The organism is Pseudomonas sp. yb_5 (assembly GCF_043103865.1).
GTDB lineage: Bacteria > Pseudomonadota > Gammaproteobacteria > Pseudomonadales > Pseudomonadaceae > Aquipseudomonas > Aquipseudomonas putida_Y.
Genome location: NZ_JBICKE010000050.1, coordinates 1 through 10,797, shown reverse-complemented (window position 1 = coordinate 10,797; position 10,797 = coordinate 1). Strand labels below are relative to the sequence as shown.

At 60.7% G+C, this 10,797-nt stretch carries 12 protein-coding genes; 3 read left to right on the top strand and 9 right to left on the bottom strand.

Features of this window, described 5'->3' with window-relative positions; genetic code table 11:
- The first annotated feature begins 591 nt into the window (after positions 1-591).
- Positions 592-1,809, top strand: a complete 1,218-nt coding sequence (locus tag ACF8GF_RS06240; protein WP_021781974.1) for an argininosuccinate synthase — start codon at positions 592-594, stop codon at positions 1,807-1,809.
- Positions 1,810-1,876: 67 nt separating this feature from the next.
- On the opposite strand, the gene ACF8GF_RS06235 is transcribed toward ACF8GF_RS06240, so the two are convergent.
- Positions 1,877-2,359 carry a hypothetical protein gene (locus ACF8GF_RS06235; protein ID WP_209967711.1) on the bottom strand — a complete coding sequence of 161 codons (483 nt, stop codon included), beginning with the start codon at positions 2,357-2,359 and terminating at the stop codon, positions 1,877-1,879.
- A gap of 368 nt (positions 2,360-2,727) precedes the next feature.
- Here ACF8GF_RS06235 and ACF8GF_RS06230 point away from each other — a divergent pair, with 368 nt between their 5' ends.
- Complete coding sequence (locus ACF8GF_RS06230; RefSeq protein ID WP_003254939.1) at positions 2,728-3,351, top strand: response regulator transcription factor; 624 nt, start codon at positions 2,728-2,730, stop codon at positions 3,349-3,351.
- Between the two features lie 72 nt (positions 3,352-3,423).
- On the opposite strand, the gene ACF8GF_RS06225 is transcribed toward ACF8GF_RS06230, so the two are convergent.
- The 7 genes from ACF8GF_RS06225 to metG all read right to left on the bottom strand — a co-directional run bounded on the left by ACF8GF_RS06225 (position 3,424) and on the right by metG (position 9,125).
- Positions 3,424-3,600, bottom strand: a complete 177-nt coding sequence (locus ACF8GF_RS06225; RefSeq protein ID WP_003254937.1) for a PA3496 family putative envelope integrity protein — start codon at positions 3,598-3,600, stop codon at positions 3,424-3,426.
- Positions 3,601-3,704: 104 nt separating this feature from the next.
- Positions 3,705-4,343, bottom strand: coding sequence for an endonuclease III (gene nth, locus ACF8GF_RS06220; RefSeq protein ID WP_143494696.1), 639 nt, complete (start codon positions 4,341-4,343; stop codon positions 3,705-3,707).
- 4 nt (positions 4,344-4,347) lie between these two features.
- The gene (locus ACF8GF_RS06215) at positions 4,348-4,872 is read right to left on the bottom strand and encodes an Rnf-Nqr domain containing protein (RefSeq protein WP_176685351.1); all 525 of its coding nucleotides are present in this window, start codon (positions 4,870-4,872) and stop codon (positions 4,348-4,350) included.
- Positions 4,865-5,467, bottom strand: a complete 603-nt coding sequence (locus tag ACF8GF_RS06210) for an RnfABCDGE type electron transport complex subunit G (protein ID WP_392488353.1) — start codon at positions 5,465-5,467, stop codon at positions 4,865-4,867. The genes ACF8GF_RS06215 and ACF8GF_RS06210 overlap by 8 nt, the downstream gene beginning before the upstream one ends.
- A complete protein-coding gene (locus ACF8GF_RS06205) occupies positions 5,464-6,435 on the bottom strand; it encodes an RnfABCDGE type electron transport complex subunit D (protein WP_339443729.1) in 972 nt (323 codons plus the stop codon). Before ACF8GF_RS06205 ends, ACF8GF_RS06210 begins: the two co-directional genes overlap by 4 nt.
- The gene (locus ACF8GF_RS06200) at positions 6,432-6,980 is read right to left on the bottom strand and encodes an Rnf-Nqr domain containing protein (protein WP_176685348.1); all 549 of its coding nucleotides are present in this window, start codon (positions 6,978-6,980) and stop codon (positions 6,432-6,434) included. Before ACF8GF_RS06200 ends, ACF8GF_RS06205 begins: the two co-directional genes overlap by 4 nt.
- Before the next feature lie 105 nt (positions 6,981-7,085).
- Positions 7,086-9,125, bottom strand: coding sequence for a methionine--tRNA ligase (gene metG / locus ACF8GF_RS06195; RefSeq protein WP_176685347.1), 2,040 nt, complete (start codon positions 9,123-9,125; stop codon positions 7,086-7,088).
- A gap of 158 nt (positions 9,126-9,283) precedes the next feature.
- Here metG and apbC point away from each other — a divergent pair, with 158 nt between their 5' ends.
- Complete coding sequence (apbC, locus tag ACF8GF_RS06190; protein WP_176685346.1) at positions 9,284-10,378, top strand: iron-sulfur cluster carrier protein ApbC; 1,095 nt, start codon at positions 9,284-9,286, stop codon at positions 10,376-10,378.
- Positions 10,379-10,450: 72 nt separating this feature from the next.
- Here apbC and ACF8GF_RS06185 read toward each other — a convergent pair.
- Positions 10,451-10,797: hypothetical protein (locus ACF8GF_RS06185; protein WP_392488116.1), on the bottom strand; the 347-nt coding region annotated here is incomplete at its 5' end.

Here is a 10,797-nt window from a genome sequence, read left to right as displayed (position 1 = left end):
CGGCGCTCGATCTCACAGGCGCAGAATGCGTCGAGGCGGACACGTGGCGGCGCTCGATCTCACAGGCGCAGAATGCGTCGAGGCGGACACCTGGCGGCGCTCGATCTCACAGGCGCAGAATGCGTCGAGGCGGACACCTGGCGGCGCTCGATCTCACAGGCGCAGAATGTGTCGAGGCGGACACCTGGCGGCGCTCGATCTCACAGGCGCAGAATGCGTCGAGGCGGACACGTGGCGGCGCTCGATCTCACAGGCGCAGAATGCGTCGAGGCGGACACGTGGCGGCGCTCGATCTCACAGGCGCAGAATGCGTCGAGGCGGACACCTGGCGGCGCTCGGTCTCACAGGCGCAGAATGTGTCGAGGCGGACACCTGGCGGCGCTCGGTCTCACAGGCGCTGAACTCCTCAAGGCATGCACGCTGCGGCTCGACGCCCCTCCATGGTCCTCATGCCACATCCCGCAGCCGACCGCCCGTCGCCCCTGCGAAAGTTCCTGTCGCTTTGTCGTCAGAAGCTGTCGCCCCACTGTAAATTTATCCGCAACGCCGGTAGAATCGGTACCTTTCCGTACAACCCCGTGGAGTGATGGCATGGCGGACGTAAAAAAGGTCGTACTGGCGTATTCCGGCGGCCTTGATACTTCGGTGATTCTCAAGTGGCTGCAGGATACCTACAACTGCGAAGTGGTGACCTTCACCGCTGACCTGGGTCAGGGCGAAGAGGTCGAACCGGCTCGTGCCAAGGCCCAGGCAATGGGCGTTAAAGAGATCTACATCGATGACCTGCGCGAAGAGTTCGTGCGTGATTTCGTGTTCCCGATGTTCCGCGCCAACACCGTCTACGAAGGCGAGTACCTGCTGGGTACTTCCATCGCCCGTCCGCTGATCGCCAAGCGTCTGATCGAAATCGCCAACGAAACCGGCGCCGACGCCATTTCCCATGGCGCCACCGGCAAAGGTAACGACCAGGTGCGCTTCGAGCTGGGTGCCTATGCCCTGAAGCCAGGTGTCAAGGTCATCGCCCCATGGCGCGAGTGGGACCTGCTGTCCCGCGAGAAGCTGATGGACTACGCCGAGAAGCACGGCATCCCGATCGAGCGCCACGGCAAGAAGAAGTCGCCGTACTCGATGGACGCCAACCTGCTGCACATCTCCTACGAAGGCGGTGTCCTGGAAGATACCTGGACCGAGCACGAAGAAGACATGTGGCGCTGGAGTGTCTCGCCTGAGAACGCCCCGGACCAAGCTACCTACATCGAGCTGACCTACCGCAATGGTGACATCGTTGCCATCGACGGCGTCGAGAAATCCCCGGCCACCGTCCTCGCCGACCTGAACCGTATCGGTGGTGCCAACGGCATCGGCCGCCTGGACATCGTCGAGAACCGTTACGTCGGCATGAAGTCGCGCGGTTGCTACGAAACGCCTGGCGGTACCATCATGCTCAAGGCTCACCGTGCCATCGAGTCGATCACCCTGGACCGCGAAGTCGCTCACCTGAAAGATGAGTTGATGCCCAAGTATGCCAGCCTGATCTACACCGGCTACTGGTGGAGCCCGGAGCGTCTGATGCTGCAACAGATGATCGATGCTTCGCAGGTCAACGTGAATGGTGTGGTGCGCCTGAAGCTGTACAAGGGCAATGTGACCGTGGTGGGCCGCAAGTCGGACGATTCGCTGTTCGATGCCAACATCGCCACCTTTGAAGAAGATGGTGGTGCCTACAACCAGGAAGACGCTGCTGGCTTCATCAAGCTCAACGCACTGCGTATGCGCATTGCCGCCAACAAGGGCCGTTCGCTGCTCTGATTGCTGGCCTGTGCGAAAACCCCGGCTCAATCCGGGGTTTTTTTATGCCTGCGGAAAGGCGGGTTGTTCAACTTCGAGGGTTTACATCTTCGCCCTCAAGTGCGCTGATCGAAAGCTGCGCACATTGACGTCTGTCCAGATTACAAAAGCGCCAGACGCGCGCGGGCTCGGGCGGTTGGGCAAGTGCGTGCAAGAGTTGTTGTTCCATCATGCGACAGGCGTCGGGGCCGGAGAACATGAATGTGACAGGTTCGCCCTGTATCGCCTCGGGGGCATCATTGGCAATAACGGGTGTGGCCATACTGTTCAGTGCTGGTGTGTTGTCGTGTGCTGTGTTGTTGGGAAGCGGGCTATAGAACGACTTGTAATTGAAGTTGAGTGTCAGAAAAAACAGTGCTGTCAGAAAGAATGGAAAACCTACCAGGAACCAGGTGTAGAGCTTTTGGCTGGACTCGCCGAGAAATGGCAGTGTGGCAAGGGCGGAGGCTTCGATAATCCCCGCGAAGATGGCAATGATCGTCAGCGGGGCGACAGGTTGTGCTTGGGTCATAGGGGCCGTCTCCAGCGGTTTTGCCCATCTTTACCTTACCGCTGTACTCAACTAAAGGCTGGATTGTTTCCCGGGGGAGGAATGATCGTCAGAGAACCTCGTTGTGTTGCCTTTTCAGCGCGTTCGAGTCGGAAGTTCTCCTCTACTGAAGATCAGTACTCAACTGGCGCGTTTATGTCAGTGGGTAGTACCGTTTCTTTCGGTGATAAGAAATTTATTTGTTACAACCATAGTCATAGTGTGTAGGAAGTTTCTGTAAGTTCTGTAGGTTTTGTCTGTCAATGGCTTTCACTGGTAAATCGCCGCGCCAGCAGGCGTCCTGTCGGTTATCGTGGCGTGCCAAAGCAACAACAATGTATGGATATCGCATGAATAAAGTGCTTATCGTGGATGATCATCCGGTCATACGCCTGGCCGTACGCATGCTGATGGAGCGGCATGGGTATGACGTTGTGGCGGAGACTGACAATGGGGTGGCTGCGCTGCAGCTGACACGGCAACACCTGCCGGATATTGTGGTGCTGGATATCGGTATCCCGAAACTGGATGGCCTGGAGGTAATCGCCCGCATGGCGACATTCAGCCCGGGTAGCAAGGTACTGGTGCTGACGTCGCAGGCCCCCGGCAACTTTTCGATGCGCTGCATGCAGGCGGGGGCGGCGGGTTACGTGTGCAAGCAGCAGGAGCTTACCGAGCTGCTTAGCGCTATCAAGGCTGTGTTGTCGGGTTACAGCTACTTCCCCAACCAGGCCTTGCATGCGTCACGTGGCAGGGGGGCGGGCAGCGAGACGGATATGGTGAATCGCCTTTCTGCGCGAGAAATGACGGTGCTGCAACAGCTGGCGCGAGGGCGTTCGAACAAGGAGATTGCCGACAGCATGTACCTCAGTAACAAGACAGTCAGTACCTACAAGTCGCGGCTGTTGCTCAAGCTCAATGCACGGTCACTGGTTGACCTGATCGAGCTGGCGCAACGGCAAGGTCTGAACTGATCCCGGGCCTTGGCAAAGCCTCCAGTCAGGAAGCTTTGCCAAGGCTATGGATCCATGACTACAGGACCAGAACTACAGGTCGTAATCGAAATCGGCCAGCTGCTTTTGCAGGCGCCGTTCTTCCAGCATGTTGTCGATGGTGCGGCGTTTGCTCAGGTTGGTCTTTGCGGTTTCTACTTGTGGTTCCGCGTCATCGTCTGCGGCAACAAAATCATCATCGATCGACAGGTCGTCTTTATCGGTACTCATGAGTCGCTCCAAGCCAAGGGGCCATTGGCCGACCTTATAACCAGAAAGCAGACGCTGGTAAAAAAGATTTTTTCAATCGACGTGAGTGGTTTCTGGCTATTGGCTCAATCGTCGGAGGTTTTGTGCTTGTACTCGCACAAATCTTCGATCCTGCAGCTGCCGCACCTTGGCTTGCGCGCCTGGCACACGTAGCGCCCGTGCAGGATCAGCCAATGGTGGGCGTCGAGCAGGTAGTCTTTAGGTACAAACTTGACCAGTTTCTTTTCCACTTCCAGCACCGTTTTGCCTGGTGCGATACCCGTGCGGTTACTCACGCGGAAAATGTGGGTATCCACTGCCATGGCCGGTTGGCGAAACGCTGTGTTAAGCACCACGTTGGCGGTTTTTCGACCGACACCGGGTAGCGCCTCCAACGCTTCGCGGGTTTGCGGTACCTGGCTGTCGTGGCGCTCGATCAGCAGCCGGCACGCTTCTATGACATTCTTGGCCTTGCTGTTGTATAGCCCGATGGTCTTGATGTATTTGCTAAGGCCTTCAACGCCCAGGGCATAGATGGCCTCGGGGGTGTTGGCGACGGGGAACAGGCGGGCAGTGGCCTTGTTGACGCCGACGTCGGTGGATTGCGCGGACAGTGTCACGGCGACCAGCAGTTCAAACGGGGTCGTGTAGGCCAGTTCGGTCTTTGGGTCGGGGTTGTCTTCGTGCAGCCTGCGAAAAATCTCCAGGCGTTTGGCGGCATTCATGAAATCAGGGCTTTCCTTGACGATGTGGGTGGGCAGAGCCCGGATGCAGGCGATTGTACAAGGCCAACAGCAGTCCCAGCAGCAGTAGCGCACCGGGCGCGAGGCTGGCCAGGTGCAGCTCGGCATGGTCAGCCAGCCATTGGCGGCTGGCGCCCAGCAGCAGGCAACTGGCAAAGACAGCCCCGAGGTGCTTTGCCAGCGCGCGCCAGCGGCGTTGGTCTGGCAGCAGGTGGTCACTGGCCAGGCATTGCAGGCACAACAATGCGGGGTAGTGGCCCAGAGCAATGGCCAGTGGTAGTAGCCAGGCCCGCATGGCCAACTGCAGACAACTGGCCAGGGCTGCCAGCAGCAGCAGGCTGGCCAGTAGATATGCCCAGCTGGCCACGCGTTTACGCAGGGGTGCCAGCAACACTTGGTGCAGGCAGCCCATCACTGCTGCGCACAGGCCGATGGCCGCGCCTTCAGCCAGCGTTCGGGTGGCGCCTAACAGGGGCGCGATGCTCATGGCCAGCAGGCCAAACCTATTCATGTGCGGCGCCCTCCAGCAATACACTACGCTGTTCATCGAAATAACTCAGCGCGTCCTGCAATGCGGCGATCACTGCCCGCGAGGTTACGGTTGCGCCGGCCAATTGGTCAAAATCACCCTGGTCCCGCTTGAGTGCCCAGTGATCGCCCAGATAGCGATTGTCGAACTGCTTCAGCCACTGCAGCTGTGGGTCACTCAGGTGATCGCCAAGCCCCGGGCTTTCCTGTTGTTCGACAACCTGGCTGCCGATCAGTCGGCCGTCTGTGGCGATGGCGACGCTTAGTACGATTGGTCCGGCATACCCCTGCACCTGTGTGACCAAAATAATGGCGCTTGGCTTGTCTGCCATAGTGGCGCGGTAAGCTGCCAGGATACGGCTGTTGGGCCGCTGTGCGGCGGGCCTTGGCAGCGGGCTTTCCAGTGGCTGGTTGTCATGGCTGCCTTCGGGCAGCACGGCCAGCCGCTGGCGGCTTTGCATTTGTTTTTCGGCGCTGGCGATGGCTGGGCTGGTCCACTGCCGCCAGGCCAGGGTGGCAGACACTGCCAATACTCCAGTCAGCAGCAGCAGGCCCACATCCCGTCCCCCCCGCTTCATCGGGCTGCCTGCTGACGTTGCACAGCCATGCGCTCGAGTACCGGAGCCAAAAGATTCATCAGCAGAACGGCGAACGCGGTGCCATCCGGGAAGCTGCCCCAAGTACGAATCAGGTAGATAAGCAGCCCTGTTCCCAGGCCGAAGCACAGCTTGGCCCAGTCGTTTCTGGGGCCGGACACTGGCTCGGTCGCAATGAAGAATGCTGCCAGCATGGTCGAGCCGGAAAACAGGTGCAGCAAAGGCGAGCCATTGGAGTCCGACCCCGAACCGTTCCAGCCCAACAGGCTGAATACCAATAACCCTGCCAGCAAACCTGCCGGCGCATGCCAACTGATCACCTTGCGCTGCAACAAGAACAGGCCGCCAAGCAGGAATGCCAGGTTGACCCATTCGCTGCCTGCCCCACCAATGCTGCCAAAGCCCGGATGGCTGGCAAACAGCTCGTCGATGGTCAGGCTGCGGTTGTGGCGTAAGCCGTCGAGCAATGTCGGCCGGGCCCAGGCATCGATCCGTTCGCCCCCAGCGAACACCTGTTGCAGGCTGTCGAGCAGGCCTGGGACCTGCCCAGGCCAATGGTTCATCTGCAACGGGAAGCTGAGCAGCACGAACGCATAACCCACCATGGCCGGATTGAACAGATTTCGCCCGACCCCACCATAGGCCTGCTTGCCGATGCCGATCGCAACACATGCCGCAATGACCGGCAGCCACCATGGCGCCAGGGTGGGCAGGGCGGCCGCCAGCAGCACGGCGGTCACCAGTGCACTGCCGTCGTTTAGCGCCTGGCTTGGTGGTTGACTGCGCAGTGCCAGCAGCAATGCTTCGCACAGCAATGCGGCACTGGCACACAGCAACAGGTTCAGCACCATGCCCCAGCCATGCAGCCACAACAGCGCCAGCAGTCCAGGCGTGCAGGCGAGCAAGACCAGGCACATGCTGGTGCGTAGCCGCGGATCGGGGCTGCTCATTGGCCAAACATTCCGTTGAAGCCGGAAAACGCCATGGCCATTACCCCGGCACCGATCAATTGGATGGGCAGGCCGCGCAGCGCATTGGGGATGTCGGCGTGGGCGCTGCGCTGGTGCAGGTCGGCGAACACCATCAGCGCCAGCCAGAAGCCGCCACCCGTCAGCAAGCCTTGGAGTAGCGTGGTTGGCCAGCTGACGTCGTCGCTTGCCTGTTGCAGGGCCAGCCCAAGCGCTGCGGCATTGCTCAACAGCAGCGCTGGCAACCCCACTACGGGCCAGGCCGGGCGCCACTTGGCCAGTAGCCAGGGCAGGCCCCAGGCGAGCAAAGCCAGCCAAGGCAATAGCAGGAACAGGGCAAGATCGTGGATGTGCAGCGGGGCAAGTACGGCGTGCGCCAACAGTTGCGCGCCGATTACGCCCAGTGCAATGCACAGGGCACAGGCCAGGCCGTGCACCTGCAGTTGCAACCCGGAGAGTGGCTGTCGGAGCTGGCACAGGTGATTGATCAGTGCGGCGCTGATCAGGACCAGGATGTAGTCATTCATGAGATGACGATAGCCGGGAATCAGGGTGATTGTCCGGGTTTGACATGAAGGGGCCTGCGTATTGTGGGAGCGGGCAGGCCGCTCCCACAATGGCCCGCAGGGCTGTTACTTGATGCGCTGGCCTGGCTTGGCGCCGCTGTCCGGGCTCAGCAGGTAGATTTCTTCACCGCCAGGGCCGGCAGCCATGACCATGCCCTCGGATACGCCAAAGCGCATCTTCCGTGGCTTGAGGTTGGCCACCATCATGGTCAGGCGGCCTTCCAGTTTGGACGGGTCTGGGTAGGCCGACTTGATGCCGGAGAACACGTTGCGGCGCTCGTCACCAATGTCCAGGGTCAGTTGCAGCAACTTGTCGGCACCCGCTACGGCTTCAGCCTTGACGATCAGCGCCACGCGCAGGTCGACGGCCGCGAAGGTATCGAACTCGATCTCGGCCGACAGCGGGTCCTTGGTCAGTTCGCCATTGCCCGCCGGGGCATTGGCTTCGGCAGCCAGCAGGTCTTCCTTGCTGGCAGCGATCATGGCTTCGACCTTGGCCGGCTCGATACGGCTCATCAGGGCCTTGAACGGATTAAGCGGGTGGTTTTCCAGGCGTGTCAGGTGGTCGTTCCAGGTCAGCGGGGCCACGTTGAGGAAAGCCTCGGCGTCAGCAGCCAGCACCGGCAGTACCGGTTTGAGGAAGATCACCAGTTGGCGGAACAGGTTGATGCCTTGGGCGCAGATGGCCTGGACTTCATCCTGCTTGCCTTCCTGCTTGGCCAGTGACCACGGTGCCTTGTCGGCGATCCAGGCGTTGGCGCGGTCGGCCAGTGCCATGATTTCGCGCATGGCACGGCCAAAATCACGGGCCTCATAGGCTTCGGCGATGGAGGGGGCGGCAGCCAGGAAGGCTTCGGTCAGCTCAGGCGCGGCATCACCGCCTACCATCACGCCTTCGTTGCCCTTGTGGATGAAACCGGCGCAGCGGCTGGCAATGTTGACTACCTTGCCGACCAGGTCGGAGTTGACCTTCTGCACGAAGTCTTCCAGGTTCAGGTCCAGGTCGTCGACGCCACGGCCCAGCTTGGCCGCATAGTAGTAACGCAGGTATTCCGGCTGCAGGTGGTCCAGGTAGGTGCGGGCCTTGATGAAGGTGCCGCGCGACTTGGACATCTTGGCGCCGTTGACCGTCAGGTAGCCGTGCACGTTGACCGCGGTTGGCTTGCGGAAGCCGGCGCCTTCGAGCATGGCTGGCCAGAACAGGGCGTGGAAGTTGACGATGTCCTTGCCGATGAAGTGGTACAGCTCGGCCTTGGAGCCTTCGTTCCAGAAGGCGTCGAAGTCCAGCTCCGGGCGGCGTGCGCAGAGGTTCTTGAAGCTGGCCATGTAGCCGATCGGCGCATCCAGCCATACGTAGAAGTATTTGCCAGGCTCGCCCGGGATCTCGAAGCCGAAGTACGGCGCGTCGCGGGAGATATCCCACTCCTGCAGGCCGGAGTCCAGCCATTCTGCCAGCTTGTTGGCTACCGCGTCCTGCAGGGTGCCGCTTCGGGTCCACTGCTGCAGCATGGCCTGGAAGTCTGGCAGCTTGAAGAAGAAGTGCTGGGAGTCACGCAGTACCGGGGTGGCACCGGAGATGGCTGACTTGGGGTTCTTCAGCTCGGTGGGTGCATAGGTGGCGCCGCATTTTTCGCAGTTGTCGCCGTACTGGTCTTCGGCCGCGCACTTCGGGCAGGTGCCCTTGATGAAGCGGTCGGCGAGGAACATGCCTTTTTCCGGGTCGAAGTACTGGGTCACCGAGCGGGTGGCGATGTGCCCGGCTTCACGCAGGCGCGAGTAGATCAGGCTCGACAGCTCGCGGTTCTCTTCGCTGTGGGTGGAGTGGAAGTTGTCGAAGTCCACCAGGAAGTCGGCGAAATCGCTGCTGTGCTCGGCCTGGACATTGGCGATCAGCTGTTCCGCGGTGATGCCTTCCTTTTCGGCGCGCAGCATGATGGCCGAACCGTGGGCGTCGTCGGCGCAGACATAGATGCACTGGTTGCCGCGCAGCTTCTGGAAGCGTACCCACATGTCCGTCTGGATGTACTCCAGCATATGGCCGAGATGGATCGATCCATTGGCATAGGGCAGGGCGCTGGTGACGAGAATCTGGCGTGGCTCGGACATGGTGGCTCGGCTACTTATCTGGCTACGGGGTAAAAATGAGGGTGATCGGCCACTATAAAGGGCTGGCGAAGATATTTCACCCCGCAAGCGCATCTGCTGACGATTGACGGGTTAGGATAGGCGGCTGTTTTACATTCAGTTTGCCAATGGGAGTCTCCATGAGTGCCGTCACCCGTGCCGCCGTTGAAGGCGTGCTTCGCCAGTACACCGACCCCTACCTGAACCAGGACCCGGTCAGCGCCGGCTGCGTGCGCGCCATCGATATCCAGGGCGGGCAGGTCAGCGTGCAGTTGCAGTTGGGTTATGCCGCAGGGCTGTTCAAGAGTGGCTGGGCCCAGGTGCTGCAGACCGCCATCGGCAGCCTTGAGGGTGTCAGTGGCGCCCAGGTTTCGATCGACTGCGTGGTGGCCGCGCACAAGGCCCAGGCACAGGTGCCAGCCATGGCCAACGTCAAGAACATCATCGCCGTGGCGTCGGGCAAGGGCGGTGTGGGCAAGTCGACCACCGCAGCCAACCTGGCCTTGGCCCTCGCACGTGAAGGCGCACGGGTAGGTATTCTCGATGCCGATATCTACGGCCCCAGTCAGGGTGTGATGTTCGGCATCGCCGAGGGCACCCGTCCACAGATTCGCGAGCAGAAGTGGTTCGTGCCGATCAAGGCTCACGGTGTGGAAGTCATGTCCATGGCTTTCCTCACAGACGACAACACGCCGATGGTATGGCGTGGCCCGATGGTGTCCGGCGCGCTGCTGCAACTGGTCACCCAGACCGCCTGGGATGACCTGGATTACCTGGTGATCGATATGCCGCCAGGTACCGGTGACATCCAGTTGACCCTGGCACAAAAGGTCCCGGTGGCCGGTTCGGTGATCGTCACCACGCCGCAGGATCTGGCTCTGCTGGATGCCAAGAAGGGCGTGGAAATGTTCCGCAAGGTCAACATTCCAGTGCTGGGCGTTGTCGAGAACATGGCCGTACATATCTGCTCGAATTGCGGCCATGCCGAGCACCTGTTCGGTGAAGGTGGCGGCGAGAAGCTGGCCAGCCAGTATGGCGTCGACCTGCTGGCGTCGCTGCCGTTGTCGATGCTGATACGTGAGCAGGCCGACAGCGGCAAGCCGACGGCGATCGCCGAGCCGGAAAGCCAGATTGCCATGGTTTACCAGGAACTGGCCCGCCAGGTGGGCGCGCGGATCGTGCTGCAGGAAGCAGCGGCGCCAGCAATGCCGAGCATTACCATCAGCGAAGACTGACGCAGTCCCAGTGGGAGATCACCCAGCCCTTCCGGGCTGCGCTGTCGCGCAGCAAACATGAGGTGTACGGCTTTAGATCCGCAGCGACGCTGACATGTTGAAAAAGAAAAGGCGGTTGGCCCGGTAGGGCCAGCCGCCTTTTGCTTTGTTAGGGTTCGTGTGCGCGGGACAGAGATCGTAGCCAGCACTGGTGTGTGTGCGCACACCCGCGTGGGAGAGTGATCCGCACGGTATCGGCGTGAAGTCCCTGTAGGCATCAGCTGATTCAGCTGTGACCACGTATGAGAGAGTGAACCCTTTCGCCACCGTGTGCCCCGCGCGCCCTTTATCCTGCGAGGATTCATCATGGCGCGCAAGCCTTCCAAGCAACGCTTTACCGTCGTCCATCCCGATTGCGCGGCGATCGATGTCGGTGGTCG

What these genes read in the sequence shown, in the direction of transcription:
- ACF8GF_RS06240 (WP_021781974.1), top strand. Translation starts at nt 592, where the DNA reads ATGGCGGACGTAAAAAAGGTCGTACTGGCGTATTCCGGCGGCCTTGAT.
- ACF8GF_RS06235 (WP_209967711.1), bottom strand. Translation starts at nt 2,359, where the DNA reads ATGACCCAAGCACAACCTGTCGCCCCGCTGACGATCATTGCCATCTTC.
- ACF8GF_RS06230 (WP_003254939.1), top strand. Translation starts at nt 2,728, where the DNA reads ATGAATAAAGTGCTTATCGTGGATGATCATCCGGTCATACGCCTGGCC.
- ACF8GF_RS06225 (WP_003254937.1), bottom strand. Translation starts at nt 3,600, where the DNA reads ATGAGTACCGATAAAGACGACCTGTCGATCGATGATGATTTTGTTGCC.
- nth (WP_143494696.1), bottom strand. Translation starts at nt 4,343, where the DNA reads ATGAATGCCGCCAAACGCCTGGAGATTTTTCGCAGGCTGCACGAAGAC.
- ACF8GF_RS06215 (WP_176685351.1), bottom strand. Translation starts at nt 4,872, where the DNA reads ATGAATAGGTTTGGCCTGCTGGCCATGAGCATCGCGCCCCTGTTAGGC.
- ACF8GF_RS06210 (WP_392488353.1), bottom strand. Translation starts at nt 5,467, where the DNA reads ATGAAGCGGGGGGGACGGGATGTGGGCCTGCTGCTGCTGACTGGAGTA.
- ACF8GF_RS06205 (WP_339443729.1), bottom strand. Translation starts at nt 6,435, where the DNA reads ATGAGCAGCCCCGATCCGCGGCTACGCACCAGCATGTGCCTGGTCTTG.
- ACF8GF_RS06200 (WP_176685348.1), bottom strand. Translation starts at nt 6,980, where the DNA reads ATGAATGACTACATCCTGGTCCTGATCAGCGCCGCACTGATCAATCAC.
- metG (WP_176685347.1), bottom strand. Translation starts at nt 9,125, where the DNA reads ATGTCCGAGCCACGCCAGATTCTCGTCACCAGCGCCCTGCCCTATGCC.
- apbC (WP_176685346.1), top strand. Translation starts at nt 9,284, where the DNA reads ATGAGTGCCGTCACCCGTGCCGCCGTTGAAGGCGTGCTTCGCCAGTAC.